Genomic DNA, 16,608 nt, shown 5'->3' with positions numbered 1-16,608 from the left:
AACAAATTGCGAAGCTCTTCTATCGGGTGTTATGTAACACGTCTCTGGGTTGAATGTTGAGTGCGTATGCAGGCAATGGATTGGGAGGAGGGCAGGGTGGTTCGAAGTCACTCTCGTGCCGGATTTTCAAACTGAAATGCCAACTGACGGTTTATCGCGAGATACGACAGCGGCTTGCCTAAAACCTTCTCCGCTTTCAAAATCACCGACGCAGAAGCGCGCGCGTCTTCTCCGGCATCATGGTGATGAAACGAGAGGCCCAGGTGCTTTTTGAGATTGGCCAGGCCATGGCCACCAGCCCCCTTCAATTCAGGCCATGCCCGTCGCGCGACCGTCACACTGTTGCTCCAGTGTGACGTGATCATGGGCAGATCATATCGTGCGCAAGCTGCCGTTAGGGCCTTTTCATCAAAGGTACTGTGTTGGACGAGGGAGTGGCTGTTCAAAATCTCAAACAACGCCATATAGACAGTCGGAAATGTCCCCGCACCCGCCACAGTTTCACTGGAAATTCCATGCAGTTCCGAGTTGAATTTCTCAAACGGCTCTTCCGGATCAACCAGGACTGAATAGGACTGTAAATCGCCAGCGCTGCTGACAAAACACAGGCCAATCTGACATATGCCCCCGGCCGTTTTACCCGCAGTTTCAACGTCGAGCGCGATAAAACGAAAAGGCCCTTTTGGCAAAATGCTTAGATGCCCAAATTTATTCAACGGAGTTTTCCAGGTCATGAGGTCTGGGTTTGAGATAAAGGACTTGCATCTGCGTTTTCAAGGGGACGGCCGGTTCCTCGGGTCTTTTCAATCACATTGGTTGCTCCTCCGACAACCCCATCCCCAACTGTTGCAGTTGCCGCTCCAATTTTGATCGTTTGTATATCCGGCTCAGATCGTCGGGCATTTCCATCGGCCAGATGCGCTTACCATCCAGGAAACAACCGAGTGGTCCGGGCTGTCGAGTAAGCTGCTTTGCGAGAAGCCCGAGGGTGATGTGATCTTGCAGAAACGCCTCAATGCTGCGCTTGCAGATGGCTGTTATGTGTTGTCCTGATTTTGCACTGCGCATGTCAATATTTTGCAATAGCCCCGCCTCAATGAGCCAACTTATCGTTTGGTGTTTGACGTGCAGCTTAACCGCTGTATCGCTCCGCGTCAGGCCAGGTTGGCTGGTACTGTGCAGGACAGTTCGGCTGCTATTCAGGCCAATTTTGATACGCCCAAAACCAGTGCTGTCACCGTCCTTTGTGGCTGATATTTTGCCAGCCAGAAGTAATCGTATGATGACCGGTGTTTTACGCTTCAACCTGGAAGCAGCTTTATTCAAGGGGATGTAGGTTTCATCTGGCGACGGGGCAGTCAGGCATGTTTCGAGTTGATTTAGCAGTTCACTCAACCGATCCTGATGATAGCGGGGACCACGGCAATAGCTGTCATCGATGGTCTTAATAAGACCTGCCACTTTCAATTCCAGCACGAGGTCTTTGCTGACATTCAAAAATTGTGCGGCCTGCTGGCTCGTTAATCGCTTGCCAGCACGTTCTTCAAAGGCACGTAAATCCCTCTCGACGATTTGCCTGTGCGGCGCGACTGAGTTGCCTTCATTGACAGCGGTGGCAAGGCCCTGTTCTATAAGATGTTCGTGCATCCTGGAGCGCTTTATTCCCAGAGCCTTCAAACCAGCAGAAACCGAATAGATTGGGCTTTCTGCGCAGGGCTTCCCAAGGACTGTTCTCCCTCCAGAGACCGGGTAATTTTGCGCAATGAGTTCCCTGATCAAGTCACGCAAAGGATCGATTTCTTTCTTCAGAGATGATCCGTGTAGCCAGACATAAAAAGCGCCAAGATCTTTATTGTAACCGCCCATATGAAACGATTGTTTGGTGCGCAGTGATAGCAGCGCGTCCTTCAGGCCTGCCTCGCCCTCGCGCAGCGCTTCAAAACCCTTTTGAGCGGACAGCCATAATTCATGCTCGCTGGCAGAACGGAGTTTACGTTCTGCACCAAATTGCAACACGTACCCTAAAGTCTCACAGAGTTTACATGCGACATCCAGCGTCAGATCATCGAGGAATGGTATTTGTTTCATCCCCCTGGAGCGGTGCCACACATACTCCTCAAACCCTGTGTATTCAGTTCGACGCGTCGAGCTTTCTTGTACTGCGGCCTCAATCATTGATCGGTGTTTTTGCACCTTATGAATATAATCGTAGTTGAGAATGGTATGCACATCCACGGGAAGGTTAATAAGGGGCGTTGCGTGATCTGCACAGGTTCTGATCGCAGAAAACTGCCAAAAGAAACGCCTGTAGATCCCATCTGCACCAAACCGTTCCTCATCCTCTTTCAGGCAAAGCGGACAAAGGCGTACCCGGGTGCGCAAGACTGCGCTACCTGATGCTGGAAAGCCCGCAATATTAAAACGCTTCGCCCCTTCATTGCGAACAGCCCACTTCCGAACACGGGCAGGATCTTCACCCGTGATTGCCGCCAGACCATTCAGGGCGAATTCATCTCCCGCGATCAATTCCTGCCATCGAAATCCCTGATCAAGGCAGAGATCTCTGGGGCCGCCCAGGCCGCAATAGCGGCTAAAGCGGCTGGCAAATGATGTCGCTGTTTCGAACTCGTTTATGTGAAATCTCGGCTTTGCAACGGGTTTCATATGTCATCTCCGTCAGGCGATAAATCATGGATGCGAGATGGGGCAATTGCGCGCCAATCTGCAGCGAGAAATGGATTAAGGCTTGGAGGGCAGCTGACTTTACGGCGATAGGCTTCTGCATAGTGTCGGATAGTGACGGTGCAATCTTTGGCTCGCAGGGCCTCCTCCACCCCATCAAGCAACAGATTAAGAATAATGCCAAATTGGTTCATCCCCGCATGTATAAGCCTTGGCAGGAAGTCTTTGAGATCCAGATCACCATCCGCTTCAAGCCGAGCCTCAGCAAGATAACCCTGGAAAATGATAGTGATTTCTTTTGGATGGGTCGCCCAACTAACCGCAGGCAGGATGACCACATAAAGCCTGCGCATCAACTGGACATCTGAATTGATCAACCGCGCCAACTCCGGGGTTCCGGACAGGATCAGCCCAACGGGCCAATCCTTCTGGTTCATCAGGGTTTTAGGCGTATTAACTGCAGAATCCTGCCGTATCGCCCGAGTGGCCCCATATAAATCCTGCGCTTCATCCAAGTGAATGAACAGTGTCTTGCGCAGCTTCAGGAAGTGCCTCACCTGATCCCAAATATAGGCAGAAGGCCGATCTCGCTTGAGCGGATAGCCCAAGGCTGTCAACATCGTCAGCCCCACATGCTTGAGCGTGGCTGGCGACGGGATTAATAGCTCCACGGTCTCTGCAATCTCATTAGATTGGCCTGGTCGTTGCAAGCCTGGGTGGCGTGAAAGCAAGCGCTCAACAATAGTGGATTTGCCACTTCCGGACGCGCCGATCACAGCAATCCCCTGGGCTTCTCCCCGAATGGACGCATTGGTAAAACTCAGATCTGCAATCGTTTACGTGATAAGCCGTTTGAATCTAACGCCGACAGCACCCATGGCATCCAGCTGGTCAATGCCCCCATTCCTGGAGGTAAGGGGAGCTTTCGCATTTGGGACTTCGGCGGGCAGGAGATCTATCATGGAACCCATGCTCTTTTCTTTCGAACCCGTGCGGTGTTTCTGTTGGTCTGGACGCCGGAAACCGACAATAGTGAGGAAGATATCCCGGTATATGGGATGCAGTTCAGGAATCGACCGGTCGAATGGTGGTTGAATTTTGTCGGCCTTTTCAAGGACCGGTCTACGCCTCTGGTTGCCGTGCAGAACCAGATTGATCGGGAAGGCGCGTACGATCGCGGAGATCACCCGGCAGTTGCCTTGATGCGGGATAATCTCGACTATTGTCGTTCTCTGGCCATGAGCGCGTCGACAGGTGAGGGTTTAGCAAGCCTTAAAGAACGACTGAAATTCGCGGCAGATCGTTTCAATCCGCCATTAATTGGCGCCGGGCGCCTTGCCGTAATGAAGACGTTGCAAAAGATGCTAGCAGAGGATCAAGCGAAGCCTTCAAAAGACCGCCAAAACCGTACGTTAACGATGTCAGAGTTTTGCGATCTTTGCGAAAAAACGGGTGGCATCTCCAGTCCCGAACAATTCCTGTCTTTTCTTCACAATGCCGGAGAGCTCTTCTGGCTGTGCAGTCACGATGCGGATATCATCATTCTGGATCAGGCTTGGGCGCTCGAGGCAATCTACGCCATTTATGATCGTGAAAGAAAGTGTTGGACTAATCTTCTTCAAAACCGTGGCAGATTCAGTCGTCAGATCATGGGAAGCTTTATCTGGGACGCGCAAGGTTACACCGACGAAGAACAAAAGCTCTTTGTTTCCTTCATGTGCCAGAGCGGGATTTGTTTTAAGGTTTCAGGTCGTGAAGACGATGATAGCGCGGTCTATATCGCGCCCGATGCACTGCCCGAGAATTTGGAGGGTGAGCATCCAGCCCGTTTTGAGACCCCCGATGAAGAACATTTCTATTGGTTTGACCAGGTGTTTCCGGGGTTCATGCGCGCGATCCTAGTTGCTATCGGGCATCGGGCCGGGATCAATGGCACATATTGGCGCCATGGATGCAGCGGCTATGACGAGAGACGGCAGGCGCGCTTTCGGATCGAAAAGACCCACCATGAGGACAAGGGGCATGGCTTGCATCTCTCTGCACAAGGCCCACATGCGGCAGACCTGCTAGGTTCACTGTGTAAGCTCTCCGAAAGCGTGATGGAGCTTTTTGCCATGACACCGAAATCTCTCGCGCCAAACCATTCAGAAGGATATCCAGACTTGGAATATGGTCTTGACCCCAACGCGCCCAAAAGCTTCTTTGTGTCCTATGCTTGGGGAGACGATGATGACCCCGAGCGCGCACAGATAGTAGATGAATTCTGTGCGCGCGCAGAAGAAGAAGGCACGCATATCCGTCGTGATAAGAACGAAATAATGTTTGGCCAGAGCATTACAGAGTTTATGGAAAAGCTTGTGGAAGGGGATCGTATTCTTTTAGTTTTGACGAATAAGTATCTGCATTCGGTTCCCTGCATGACTGAGTTGTACAATGTCTGGCACTCTGCAGGTCATGATCCTGAACAGTTTTTGCTCAAAGTGAAGCTGTTTGCGGCACCAGATGCTAACATTTTCAATCCGGTTGGCCGAGGCTTGATTGGGAAATATTGGCATGAAGAATACGAAAATCAAATGTCCGTACTCAATTACATGGGCGACAGGGATCGTGTCGCTCACAACCAACTGAGGCGTTTCTACACGCACGTGCCGGATATTTTGGAATTGATATCCGATAGGCTTCTGCCGCGGTCCCTAGATGATTTGGTAACCTATGCCCTAGATTAGCCGACAAAAATGCTGCGCCATGCACGAGTGGCTGGTTTGGTGAAGCTGCAATGCAGCGAAATCGAAGCAATGCAAAGGCTGGCTGGTACTGTATGAGTGACTTTGCAAAGGTCGCTAACTGCCCATTCCCGACATTGGTGGAGAACGCAGCAAAGGTCCACTTCCCGCCCTTTGTGCCTCACCTTCCCGAATGGATCGTCGAGGGACAACTTACTCCAAAATGTCAAAGCGTTGTATTCTCGCACAAAGAAAGTTCGGAGAATCATCGAATTTTGTAGGAGGTCATTTTTGAGCGAAAATCATCCAATGGCAAAACTATGTGGCGCTAAAGGTAAGACTTCGGTTAGAAAAGGCAAAACTATGTGTCTTTTCACATTATGTTATATGGCGGACCGAGGAGGATTCGAACCCCCGACCCCCTGATTCGTAGTCAGGTACTCTATCCAGCTGAGCTATCGGTCCGTTGGGTTGGGGTTTAAGCTTATGTGGCGGGGGCCGCAAGGGGCAAAATGCATTTTTTACAGAAGAAATTCATTTCACTACTGGGGCACCCCAAATCGCGTGTTTTACATGTTTCGTGGCAGGTGAACTGCAAAACAAGTGCCGTTTTCATCGCTGCCAGAGAGTTCCAGATGCCCGCCGTGACCGCGTATCAGTTCGGCGGAAATGGTCAGGCCAAGGCCCGTGCCACCTTTGCGGGCGTTGCCCTGAAATGCCGTGAAGAGGTTCTCACGCGCTTTGGGGGGCAGGCCGGGGCCTGTGTCACGCACCATCAGGCACCATTCAGTTGCGTCTTCGGATCCAGTGATAAAGATACTGCCAGCCTGGCCCGTTGCAGCGACAGCCTGCCGGGCGTTGCGTACGAGGTTGGATAGTACCCGGTGCAATTGTTCTGCATCTGCGCGGATTTCAAGATCCTCCGGGATGGTTCCACTGATTGACACAAGACTGTCGGCACCGGCAGAAAGGCGTTCCGACTCGATGACATCCTCGACGAGCGGGCCGAGGGGAATTTGTTCCAGGTTCGGGGCAGGTTCTTCAGCTTTGCCAAATGCCAGAGTGCTTTCGCAGAGATTTACGGCGCGGGACACTGAGTTGATCAGTTTGGGGGCCGCTTTCTGCACGGCTGGATCAGCGGACCCTTCCATCCGGTCGGCCATCAATTGCGTGACTGTCAGAATATTACGCAGATCATGGCTGACCTTCGCAACTGCGCCGCCAAGCTGAGCAAGGCGTTCTTTCTGACGCAGGGCCCCAGTGATCTCAGTTTGCATGGATTGCAGGGCGGTTTCAGCTTCGTTCAGCTCTTTCACGCGGGAATCAGGCATAATCACGGTGCGCGCGTCTTCCGGCGCGCGGGCATAGGCCTGCATTGTTGCCACAACCCGTTTGATTGGCATCACAATCATGCCTCGCACGGCGATAAACAACATCAGGGCTGTGATCACCGAAATAACTGCGGAAAGTATCAGGATGTTAAGGCCATAATCCATCATAGCCATGCGCAACGGACCTGTGCCCATTGTGACTTCGATCAGTAACCCACCTTCGCGCACGGGTTGCCCCAGAAGGGTAATAACCTGAGGTTCCCGGGTAAACAGACGCTTTATGGCATCTCGGATCAGAATGCCGGCGGGGGCGTCGCGCAAGTCAAACCTTTCGTTGACCATGGCAGGCATGGGGGAGGAAAGGACAAGCTGGCTGGAATCGTTACGGCGCAGGACAACGTTATAAACGCCAGCGGAATCCAGAAGTTCGGCTTCGACTTCCGGATCAATCATATCGTTTGCCAGGACAGCAAGGGCCGCAATCTGGGCGCGTTCCAGCCGCAACAGCAGGTAATCTTCCCTGAAGCGGGCGACAGATGGCACGAAAATCATGATCTCTGCCAGCATCACAAAGATCACTGTGAGAATCAGGAAACGCCCGGAAAGTGTGTTCAGACCCATATTACCCTGCCATTTCACTTACGGGATCCATTTCTGGATCATGCCTACTACGCGTTTTACGAGAGTAGAATCGAACAATCTGGGCGTATAGTAAACACCTGCAGCACGTTTATTTATCTCCGCCACTGTCGGGTAGGGCGCAACCATCGCTGCCACGGCCCCGATTTTCAGGCCATTTGCGATGAGCAACGCCCAGGTGTTGATCAACTCGCCCGCCTGCGGCCCGGCGATGGATGCGCCGACTGGTTTTCCTTTTACGACCATAACCTTAATCAGGCCCTTTGCTTTTCCTTCTGCAATCAGGCGGTCATTTCCGCTGAAATCAAATCGCAACACTTCCAGCTTCTCGCCATGTTTTTCACGTGCCTGCGCCTCGGTCAGGCCAACCTGTGCCAGTTCCGGATCGGTGTAGGTCGCCCATGGGAGGTGATCCGTGCGGGCTTTGGCAGGCATGGCGGTCAGGGCAGAGCGAATGACAATACCCGCGTGATAGCCTGCCACATGTGTGAATTGCAGCGGAGAGGCCACATCACCCACAGCATAGACTTTGCGGTTGTCTGTGCGCAGGCCTGCGTCCACTTTAATCAAGCCACGTTCGGTGCTGATCCCCGCTTTTTCAAGGTTTAGTTTGTCGATGTTTGGCTTGCGGCCAACAGCCATCAACAGATGTGTGCCCTTGAAAATACGGCCGTCCTGTGCCTCGATCTCAATCGCGCCGGCTTTGCCACGAATTTCAGCAGCGAGGGCATCTTCGGCAATCTCGATTCCTTCCGCACGCAGGTTCTCAAGCACGATCGCGGCCATTTCCGGGTCGTCTTTACCCAGGGCTTTGGCGCCTTCAATCACTGTCACCTGACATCCCAGGCGACGATGGGCCTGGGCCATTTCCATGCCAATCGGGCCGCCGCCGATGATCAGCAGGTGATCCAGACGTTCCAGTTGTTCAAAGATGGTTTCATTCGTGTCGTAAGGCACATCTTCCAGACCAGGAATAGGGGGCACCAGGGGGGACGATCCGGTGGCAATGACAAAGCGACGTGCTGTGATCACTGTATCGCCCGCCTGAACTTCTTTTGGGGACAGGAAGCTGCCGTATTCCTGAATGACATTCACGCCCAGGCCTTCAAATCGTTCGACAGAATCGTGCGGTTCGATGGTTTTGATCACATCCGCCACATGGGCTTTTGCCCCCGCGAAGTCGATCTGGGGCACAGCTTTCGCCACCCCGTATTTTTCACCGGCTTCCAGCGCATGGGCCGCTTTCCCGGCTGCGATCAGCGCTTTGGAGGGCACACAACCATAGTTCAGGCAGTCGCCGCCCATCTTGTGGCCTTCCAGCAGGACAACATCCGCACCCATCTGTACGGCGCCCGCCGCGATTGACAGCCCGCCGGAACCGGCACCAATGATACAAAGGTCAGTTTTGATACGCTTCATGGATCAGGCTTTCTTCTTAGACAGGGTTTTCAGCAGAACGGGCAGGGCAGCCAGGGCACACAACCCCAGGATCGGCAGCAGGATATGGGGTTCAAAGATGATTCCCAGGTTCGGGGTTTCACCACGATCAAAGACTTCCCCCAGTCCTGCGCCAACAGAAGTATAGACAACACCGCCCGGAATAATGCCAAGGAAAGTTGAAACGGCAAAGCGCCACAGGGATACGCCGACAAGCGCCGGGATCAGGTTTGCAACAAAGAACGGCACGGCGGGCACCAGGCGGATCAGAAACAACATGGACCACTGGTTTTCATCAATCCCGTCTTTGATACGCTTCACAGCCCCGTCTGATCCGTCCATCTTTGCGGCAAGCTTTTCGCCAAGTCCCCATTTTGCAGCCAGAAAAATGATCATCGCCCCGATTGTGGCTGCGGTGATGTTAAAGAGCGCGCCGGGAAAGACACCAAACAGGAAACCGCCGGTCAGTGTCGCGATCGTTGCTCCGGGCAGGGAGAAGGCGACAATCACGATATAGACAGCAATAAAGATCAGCGCGGCCAGTACAAAGTTTGTGTCCCGAAAGGCTGTCAGCGCTTCCCGGTTTTCTGACAGGGCTTCAAAGTTCAGGTGGTCGCGCAGTGTAAAGGCACCGATCACAGCCACCGCAAGGATCACAAGCAGCGGCAGCAGACGCTTTGCGCTGGTCTTGGTGGTATTCTCTGACATGACATCATCCGTGTTTTTGCGTTAGGGATAACATGCGGTGTTTGGGGGCAAAGTGACAGGGACCTCACGCGGGGTTGATCAGAGGTGAAGGAAAGAGTGTTAAAACACTGTAAATCTGTATGAGATTGTAATATTTTAAAGTTATGCTCTGTGAATGTTGCAAAACTTTAAAGATTTATGGCGTGGCAGCCAGAAAACCCTGTTGCGTGAATTGACTTCCCCCCGGAAGCAGCCTAAAGACCGGACTTCAGAGATACAGGGCCTTCGAATCTATTTTGGATATCGCCGGCCATTACGATGGAGACGCGGAATGAAACGCACTTATCAACCTTCCAATCTCGTGCGCAAGCGCCGTCACGGTTTCCGCGCACGCATGGCAACCAAAGCTGGTCGTAAGATCATCAATGCACGTCGCGCACGCGGCCGTAAAGAGCTGACAGCTTAAGGTTTTCAGTGCAGGGTTCTGATATGACCGGGCCCGAAGCTGATAAAGCTGTAACCGCCGGGGTGGAAACACCCGCGGCGGTTTCTGCTTGTCTGACGGTCCTGCAAAAACGTCGCGACTTTATGAAAGCCGCGCGTGCAAAACGTACGGTTGCACCTGCTTTTATTCTGCAGATGCGCCATCGCCAGCCTGGCGAAGCAGAAGGTATGCGTATTGGCTACACTTGTTCTAAAAAGGTGGGCAACGCTGTGGCGCGGAATCGTGCGAAACGGCGTTTGCGCGAAATTGCGCGGATGGAATTGCCTGCGCTGGGCCACAACGGGTGTGATTATGTGCTGATTGGCCGGGCGAAAGTTACGGCAGAACGTGACTTTGCTGAATTGCGTGCAGATCTGCGCCGCGCTTTGAAGAAAGTGCATGAAAAGCGCAAGCCCAGGCCACAGGAAGGCAATCCGGAAGGGGCCGGGACGTGAGCCCACTGGCGTTCATCATCTCACTGCCGATCCGGGCGTATCGCCTGTTACTGTCGCCTTGGGTGGGGCACGGTTGCCGCTTTCAACCCACCTGTTCTGCCTACGCCATGGAAGCGCTGGAAAAACATGGCGCGGTCAAAGGAAGCTATCTGACCGCCCATCGCCTGTGCCGCTGCAATCCATGGGGGGGCGAAGGATATGATCCCGTGCCGGATTGCAAATGCAATGAAGATAGCACCTCATAGTATATTGATGCCGTCGCGTGCATAGCTTAAAGCCGCCAGCATGTATGAAGAAGCTGACGATATCCATCCGCTGTTTTACGGCGCGCCCTCAACCACTGAGTTCAAGAAATTGCGCAAGCGCATTGTACGTGCGACCCGTGAGGCGATTGAACAATACGGGATGATTGAGCCTGGCACGCGCTGGCTTGTCTGCCTGTCAGGTGGGAAGGACAGCTACACAATGCTGGCCGTTCTGCATGAACTGAAATGGCGTGGGCTTCTGCCGGTGGAAATTCTGGCCTGTAATCTGGATCAGGGACAGCCTGGTTTTCCTGCGACGGTTCTGCCTGAATTTCTTGAGAAAATGCAGGTTCCGCATCGCATTGAATATGAAGATACGTATTCGATTGTGAAGGATAAGGTGCCCGCAGGCCGGACCTATTGTGCGCTGTGTTCTCGCCTGCGGCGTGGAAACCTCTATCGTATCGCCCGGGAAGAGGGCTGTTCTGCGGTGGTTCTTGGCCATCACAGGGATGATATCCTGGAAACCTTCTTTATGAACCTGTTTCATGGTGGACGCCTGGCGACCATGCCGCCCAAGCTGGTCAATGAGGAAGGCGATCTGTTTGTGTATCGTCCGCTGGCCCATGTGGCAGAGGCCGATTGCGAAAAGTTTTCTGCTGCAATGAAATACCCTGTGATTCCCTGCGATCTTTGTGGGTCACAGGACGGATTACAGCGCCAGCAGGTCAAGCAAATCCTGGATGGGTGGGAAAAAAACAGCCCCGGCCGTCGTCAGGTGATGTTTCGTTCACTTATGAATACCCGACCATCGCACCTTCTTGATCCGGGATTGTTTGATTTCAAAGGCCTTATACGCAGCAGTGCGAAAGATGGGTCTGAAGAAGTTGATGAAAATGCGACGCAAATTCCGGTGCTGCGTTAACTGATCGCTGAACCGTCTGAACTAAGGTTTGCCTGCGGGCCGGACGTTTCCGGTAAGGATACGGGGCGGATCAATGCGAGTGAATGACAGCGGTATTTTCCACAGGATCAGGTTTGCGGTGAATCGCAGTTTTCACCGGCATGTAAAGCTGTGTTTTGTTTTGTTGCCTGTTGTTCTGCTGATCATCCATGAAATTCTGGGCGAAACGGGTTTGATCGTCAGCACAATTCTGGTGCCGGTTGTGTATCTGATATTTCTGAACAGTGCGCCGGGATTTGCTGAAGTCGCGCGTGACAGAACAACGGGGCTTGTCCTGAAGGGGGGCTTCCTGCAGGCCCTGAACGATTGGATCGTGAAGGCGCCCGAAGGCGGGCGTTCAACAGCCTGTTTAGTTCTGGAGTTGGACGATTTCGGTGGATTGCGTTCCCGTTTCGGGGATGATGTTGCGAATGACGCCCTGCGCCAGGTGTCGGCGCGTATGCAATCTGTTTTGCGGGGAACCGATGTTCTGGCGCGGCGTGGGAATGGTGGGTTCTTGCTGGGACTGTCACCTGTGCGGCGGATTGATCTTGAATCTATGATACAATTGTCGGCGCGTCTGCATGAAGCGGTGGAAGAGCCATTTGTACTGAATGGCGCGACGATCCACCTGACCGCCTGTAGTGCTTTTTGCCTGCAATCGCGCAGTCCGGCACCTTCTGCAGAAGCGATGATGGAAGCTGCCGGTGTGGCCCTGGCCTATGCTCAGCAACAAGGCGCAGGGTCTATCCGCGCTTACGCAGCTGATATGCAGACTGAAAGCCTTCCAGACCCGGAACTGCGCAGGCAGCTGGAACATGCACTTTCAAATGGTGAAATCCGTCCGTGGTATCAACCGCAAGTTTCGACAAATACCGGTAAGATAACCGGGGTTGAAGCATTGGCGCGTTGGATGCACCCCGAGCAGGGGCTTATTCCCCCGTCTGATTTTCTACCGATCGTTGAAGCCACGGGATTATCGACACGCCTTGGTGAAGTCATCTTGTTTCATGCCTTGACCGCATTGAAATCTCTTGAGAAATCCGGAACCTTTATCCCGGTTATGGGGGTAAATTTTTCGGACAAGGAGTTACGCGATCCTCGCCTTGTTGATCGAATACGCTGGGAACTTGATCGATTTGACCTGGACCCCCAACGTCTTGGGATCGAGATCCTGGAGAATGTGATCGCCGACCATGAAAATGATATTATTTCCAGAAACATTCGCGGACTTTCAGAACTGGGGTGCTATATTGATCTGGATGATTTCGGGACTGGGCATGCTTCAATCTCCAGCATCCGCCGCTTTGCTATCGGCCGCCTGAAAGTAGATCGGTCTTTTGTAACCAAAGTGGATACAGATCAGCAGCAACAGCGCATGATATCAGCAATTCTGACGATGGCAGAACAATTGCAGCTGGAAACGCTGGCAGAAGGGGTGGAAACCCCGGGTGAACATGCCATGCTGGCGCAGCTTGGGTGTGGCCATGTTCAGGGGTTTGGTGTGGCACGTCCGATGCCCCTGGAGGATCTTCCAGCCTGGGTTGATGCGCATGAAGCGGAAATGGATGCAGCCTTGCGGATCGGGCGCGGCATTGGGTAATCGGGAAGCCTGCGGCTCTTTTCCCGCTGAAAATTGCTTCTGCCACGGGCTTTAACACTGAAAGCCCTTGACCTTTTGCCCCCGTGCTTGTTCAACCCGTGTTGAGTTTTAACAGGGAATACGGGCGGGATCGCATGGAAGACCAGAACAAGAACCTCATACTCGCAATTGCGCTAAGTGCGATTGTCATGCTGTCCTGGAGCTATTTCTTCCCGGCTGAGCCAGTTGTAACCGATCCGAACGCTGTTGAGGTGACCGAGGCGGTTGATCTGACAGGTACAGGTACTGTGGCTGCAGAAAGTGGCCAAGTGGCACCAGCTGCTGAGGTTGCAGCTGCACCGGTGGAAGAAGCACCGCGGATTGATATTCAGACAGCCCGGGTTTCCGGTTCCCTTTCCCTGCGCGGCGGTCGTATCGATGATTTGCGCCTGAACGATTATCGTGAAACCCAGGCTGAAGAGTCCGAAGTGGTCACACTGCTTTCTCCTGACGGAAGCGACGCGCCCTACTACGCACAGCACGGCTGGCGTCCGCTGCAGGGCGGTTCGCTTGCACCAGAAAATGTGCCGGGGCCGGCAACTGTCTGGGGATTGGAAAACGGAGAGGTTCTTACACCTGAAACTCCGGTTACCCTGATCTGGGACAATGGTGTTGGGCAGGTTTTCCGCCGCACGATTTCTGTTGATGAAGACTACATGTTCACCATTCGCCAGTCTGTCACCAACAATGGCGAAGCAGCGGCGACACTTGCACCCTATGGCCTGATTGCACGTCATGGTGAGCCGCAGAACCTGAAAGGTTTCTTCATCCTGCACGAAGGTGCGATCCGTAACGCGGACGGCATTCTGACTGAAACAGATTATGACGACATTACCAGCCTTGATCACATTGCCGCAGAGGGTTCTCGTGCGGAAGTGACCCAGGTCGAAAGTGACGGCTGGATTGGCTTCACCGATCACTACTGGATGACCACGCTGATCCCGGGGGAAGGCCAGTCTTTCGCTGCCAAAGAACGCTACATCGACGGTCGTGAAATCTATATCGCTGAAACCCTGTTGCCGACTGTTTCCGTCGCGGCCGGTTCTGAGGCTGTGATTGAGACCCGGCTGTTTGCCGGTGCCAAAGAGTGGGAAACCATCCGTAACTATCAGAAGGATGAAGGCGTAACCGACTTCCTCGAAAGTATTGACTGGGGCTGGTTCTCATTCTTCACCAAGCCGATCTTCTGGCTGCTGCACACGCTGAATGGAATGATCGGCAACATGGGCTGGGCGATCATCGCACTGACCATTGTGATCAAGGCGATCGTGCTGCCACTGGCTTATAAATCTTATGTTTCCATGGCGCGGATGAAAGAAATCCAGCCGGAGATGGAAAAGCTGAAAGAACGCTGTGGCGATGACCGTCAGAAGATGCAGCAGGAGATGATGAAGCTTTACAAGGAAAAGAAGGTTAACCCGGCTGCGGGCTGTCTGCCGATTCTTGTGCAAATTCCGATCTTCTTCTCTCTTTACAAAGTGATCTTTGTAACACTGGAACTGCGTCATGCTGCCTGGATCGGCTGGATCCGCGACCTGTCTGCGCCCGATCCAAGCTCCATCTTCAACTTTTTCGGCATTTTCCCTTGGGCTGCGCCCACACCAGAAAGCCTGTTTGCGCTGGTCTTCATCGGTGTGATGCCGATTGCGCTGGGTATTTCCATGTGGCTGCAACAAAAGCTGAACCCGGCGCCCACCGACCCGACCCAGCAAATGATTTTTGCCTGGATGCCATGGGTGTTCATGTTCATGCTGGGTGGTTTTGCATCTGGTCTGGTGCTGTACTGGATCGCGAACAACACCATCACGTTCATCCAGCAATATGCGATTATGCGCAGCCATGGCCATAAACCGGATATTTTCGGCAATATCAGATCCGGCTTTAAGAAGCGCGAAAAGAACGGTTGATGGGAACACTTGCCCAGATCTGGCGTCACCCGATTAAGGCGCATGGGCGTGAAGCTATTGTAAACGCGCGACTGGAACCCGGCCGCGCTTTACCATTGGATCGTTTGTGGGCCGTGGCCCATGAAAAGGCAAAGCTGGATGCATCGACTGATGGCTGGCATCGATGCCCGAATTTTTCGCGCGGAGCTTCTGCGCCACTTTTGCAAGCGATGGAATGTCGTGTGGATCAGGCAAGTCAGACCCTGACGCTGACACATCCGGCAAAACCCGGCATTACGCTGAACCCTGACGATGAGGCCGATCAGGCACGCCTGATTGACTGGCTACAGGATTTCACGCCGGACGGCCGGCCAAGGCCTGTTAAGATCGTGAAGGCGCAAAACGCGATGACCGACAGTCAGACTGTGTCGCTTTCTTTGATGAACCTTGCCAGCAACCAGGAAATTGGTGAACTGCTGGGGCAGGAGATTTCTCCGCTGCGTTGGCGGGGTAATATGTTGGTGACGGGGCTTGATCCCTGGGAAGAACGCGGCTGGATTGGCAAGAATATCCGAATTGGCAGCGCAGAATTTTACATCCGCAAGGAAATCACCCGTTGCCGCATGACCGAAGCAAACCCGGATACGGGCACACGTGATGCCGATACCCTGGGGGCGCTGAAACGTGGCTGGGATATCCAGGAAATGGGTGTGCATGCGGTCGTGACAAAAGCCGGTGAGATCACCGTTGATGACAAAGTAGAGGTGCTCTGATGGAAGTGAAGTTCCCCCTGGCCGAAGAACCAGATGATTTCACCCGCGAAAAGGGCCGCCTGCTGTTCGCCCGTGAAACCACCTTCCTCAAAGGTGTGGTTGCAATGGATGGCATGCCGCCGGATGACCGGATTGAGGTTTGCTTTGCCGGACGTTCCAATGTTGGGAAATCCAGCCTGATCAACGCACTGACCGGGCGTAAGGCACTGGCGCGTGCGTCAAACACCCCAGGGCGGACACAAGAGATCAACTATTTCTGTGCAGGCGAAGACAGCCACTATCTGGTTGACCTGCCAGGCTATGGTTTCGCCAATGCGCCCCTGCCGGTTGTTGAAAAGTGGCAGCGCCTGTTGAAAAACTACCTGTCAGGTCGTGCCACCCTGCGTCGTGCATTTGTGTTGATTGACACGCGCCACGGGGTCAAAAAGGTCGATCATGAAATTATGTCGCTGTTGGATCGTTCTGCCGTCGCCTTCCAGGTTGTTATGACCAAGACGGATAAGGTGAAAGTGTCTGAACGTGACAAGACCCTGAACCAGATCCGCAAAGAATTGCAGAAACATCCGGCTGCTTACCCGGAAATTGTCATGACCAGTTCTGAAAAAGGGCTTGGGATTGAAACCTTGCGCAGTATCATTTCGACATTGATCTGATCCGCAGACCACCGTTTTACCAGGTAAC

The 16,608-nt window shown here is 53.3% G+C and carries 15 protein-coding genes and 1 tRNA gene; 9 read left to right on the top strand and 7 right to left on the bottom strand.

All coding sequences use genetic code 11. From position 1 onward, the window contains the following. Positions 1-107 precede the first annotated feature (107 nt). From H1D41_RS12055 to H1D41_RS12045, 3 genes are all read right to left on the bottom strand, one after another. Positions 108-734, bottom strand: a complete 627-nt coding sequence (locus tag H1D41_RS12055; protein WP_228849136.1) for an exonuclease domain-containing protein — start codon at positions 732-734, stop codon at positions 108-110. Positions 735-807: 73 nt separating this feature from the next. Then, positions 808-2,664, bottom strand: a complete 1,857-nt coding sequence (locus tag H1D41_RS12050) for a TniQ family protein (RefSeq protein ID WP_228849135.1) — start codon at positions 2,662-2,664, stop codon at positions 808-810. Further along, positions 2,661-3,485: a TniB family NTP-binding protein gene (locus tag H1D41_RS12045; RefSeq protein WP_324250278.1), complete on the bottom strand. Its 825-nt coding sequence runs from the start codon at positions 3,483-3,485 to the stop codon at positions 2,661-2,663. The genes H1D41_RS12050 and H1D41_RS12045 overlap by 4 nt, the downstream gene beginning before the upstream one ends. On the opposite strand from H1D41_RS12045, the gene H1D41_RS12040 reads away from it, so the two are divergent. Further along, the gene (locus H1D41_RS12040) at positions 3,468-5,408 is read left to right on the top strand and encodes a COR domain-containing protein (RefSeq protein WP_267473681.1); all 1,941 of its coding nucleotides are present in this window, start codon (positions 3,468-3,470) and stop codon (positions 5,406-5,408) included. The genes H1D41_RS12045 and H1D41_RS12040 overlap by 18 nt on opposite strands. A 385-nt stretch (positions 5,409-5,793) precedes the next feature. Here the strand turns inward: H1D41_RS12040 and H1D41_RS12035 are convergent. The 4 genes from H1D41_RS12035 to H1D41_RS12020 all read right to left on the bottom strand — a co-directional run bounded on the left by H1D41_RS12035 (position 5,794) and on the right by H1D41_RS12020 (position 9,520). Beyond that, positions 5,794-5,870 (bottom strand) — tRNA-Arg (locus H1D41_RS12035). A 104-nt stretch (positions 5,871-5,974) separates the two neighbouring features. Next, positions 5,975-7,357 (bottom strand): sensor histidine kinase, encoded by a 1,383-nt coding sequence (locus tag H1D41_RS12030; protein WP_228849160.1) that lies wholly within the window; start codon positions 7,355-7,357, stop codon positions 5,975-5,977. Positions 7,358-7,375: 18 nt separating this feature from the next. Beyond that, the gene (locus H1D41_RS12025; protein WP_228849133.1) at positions 7,376-8,794 is read right to left on the bottom strand and encodes a dihydrolipoyl dehydrogenase family protein; all 1,419 of its coding nucleotides are present in this window, start codon (positions 8,792-8,794) and stop codon (positions 7,376-7,378) included. A gap of 3 nt (positions 8,795-8,797) precedes the next feature. Continuing rightward, entirely contained in the window at positions 8,798-9,520 is a 723-nt protein-coding gene (locus tag H1D41_RS12020) for a TVP38/TMEM64 family protein (RefSeq protein ID WP_228849132.1), read from the bottom strand. Between the two features lie 310 nt (positions 9,521-9,830). Between H1D41_RS12020 and rpmH the strand changes: the two genes are divergently transcribed. From rpmH to yihA, 8 genes are all read left to right on the top strand, one after another. Further along, the gene (gene rpmH / locus H1D41_RS12015; protein ID WP_107495044.1) at positions 9,831-9,965 is read left to right on the top strand and encodes a 50S ribosomal protein L34; all 135 of its coding nucleotides are present in this window, start codon (positions 9,831-9,833) and stop codon (positions 9,963-9,965) included. A 23-nt stretch (positions 9,966-9,988) separates the two neighbouring features. Next, entirely contained in the window at positions 9,989-10,438 is a 450-nt protein-coding gene (rnpA, locus tag H1D41_RS12010) for a ribonuclease P protein component (protein ID WP_228849131.1), read from the top strand. Further along, positions 10,435-10,683: a membrane protein insertion efficiency factor YidD gene (yidD, locus tag H1D41_RS12005; protein ID WP_228849130.1), complete on the top strand. Its 249-nt coding sequence runs from the start codon at positions 10,435-10,437 to the stop codon at positions 10,681-10,683. The genes rnpA and yidD overlap by 4 nt, the downstream gene beginning before the upstream one ends. A gap of 40 nt (positions 10,684-10,723) precedes the next feature. Next, on the top strand, positions 10,724-11,608 hold the full coding sequence (gene ttcA, locus H1D41_RS12000; RefSeq protein WP_228849129.1) for a tRNA 2-thiocytidine(32) synthetase TtcA: 885 nt from the start codon (positions 10,724-10,726) through the stop codon (positions 11,606-11,608). 118 nt (positions 11,609-11,726) lie between these two features. Next, positions 11,727-13,229: a putative bifunctional diguanylate cyclase/phosphodiesterase gene (locus tag H1D41_RS11995; protein WP_228849128.1), complete on the top strand. Its 1,503-nt coding sequence runs from the start codon at positions 11,727-11,729 to the stop codon at positions 13,227-13,229. Between the two features lie 134 nt (positions 13,230-13,363). Further along, positions 13,364-15,175 carry a membrane protein insertase YidC gene (yidC, locus tag H1D41_RS11990; protein ID WP_228849127.1) on the top strand — a complete coding sequence of 604 codons (1,812 nt, stop codon included), beginning with the start codon at positions 13,364-13,366 and terminating at the stop codon, positions 15,173-15,175. Further along, the gene (locus tag H1D41_RS11985) at positions 15,175-15,927 is read left to right on the top strand and encodes an MOSC domain-containing protein (protein ID WP_228849126.1); all 753 of its coding nucleotides are present in this window, start codon (positions 15,175-15,177) and stop codon (positions 15,925-15,927) included. Before yidC ends, H1D41_RS11985 begins: the two co-directional genes overlap by 1 nt. Next, positions 15,927-16,580, top strand: a complete 654-nt coding sequence (gene yihA / locus H1D41_RS11980) for a ribosome biogenesis GTP-binding protein YihA/YsxC (protein ID WP_107495037.1) — start codon at positions 15,927-15,929, stop codon at positions 16,578-16,580. Before H1D41_RS11985 ends, yihA begins: the two co-directional genes overlap by 1 nt. The last annotated feature ends 28 nt before the right edge of the window (positions 16,581-16,608 follow it).

Source organism: Halocynthiibacter styelae (genome assembly GCF_016123485.1).
GTDB lineage: Bacteria > Pseudomonadota > Alphaproteobacteria > Rhodobacterales > Rhodobacteraceae > Halocynthiibacter > Halocynthiibacter styelae.
The sequence above is the reverse complement of the archived record's forward strand: the minus strand, read 5'-3'. Positions and strand labels throughout refer to the sequence as shown.

Bases quoted from the DNA above. Each gene is read 5' to 3' on its own strand.
- yihA (WP_107495037.1), top strand. From the start codon at position 15,927: ATGGAAGTGAAGTTCCCCCTGGCCGAAGAACCAGATGATTTCACCCGC.
- rpmH (WP_107495044.1), top strand. From the start codon at position 9,831: ATGAAACGCACTTATCAACCTTCCAATCTCGTGCGCAAGCGCCGTCAC.
- yidC (WP_228849127.1), top strand. From the start codon at position 13,364: ATGGAAGACCAGAACAAGAACCTCATACTCGCAATTGCGCTAAGTGCG.
- rnpA (WP_228849131.1), top strand. From the start codon at position 9,989: ATGACCGGGCCCGAAGCTGATAAAGCTGTAACCGCCGGGGTGGAAACA.
- H1D41_RS12025 (WP_228849133.1), bottom strand. From the start codon at position 8,794: ATGAAGCGTATCAAAACTGACCTTTGTATCATTGGTGCCGGTTCCGGC.
- H1D41_RS12020 (WP_228849132.1), bottom strand. From the start codon at position 9,520: ATGTCAGAGAATACCACCAAGACCAGCGCAAAGCGTCTGCTGCCGCTG.
- H1D41_RS12055 (WP_228849136.1), bottom strand. From the start codon at position 734: ATGACCTGGAAAACTCCGTTGAATAAATTTGGGCATCTAAGCATTTTG.
- H1D41_RS12030 (WP_228849160.1), bottom strand. From the start codon at position 7,357: ATGGGTCTGAACACACTTTCCGGGCGTTTCCTGATTCTCACAGTGATC.
- H1D41_RS12050 (WP_228849135.1), bottom strand. From the start codon at position 2,664: ATGAAACCCGTTGCAAAGCCGAGATTTCACATAAACGAGTTCGAAACA.
- ttcA (WP_228849129.1), top strand. From the start codon at position 10,724: ATGTATGAAGAAGCTGACGATATCCATCCGCTGTTTTACGGCGCGCCC.
- H1D41_RS11985 (WP_228849126.1), top strand. From the start codon at position 15,175: ATGGGAACACTTGCCCAGATCTGGCGTCACCCGATTAAGGCGCATGGG.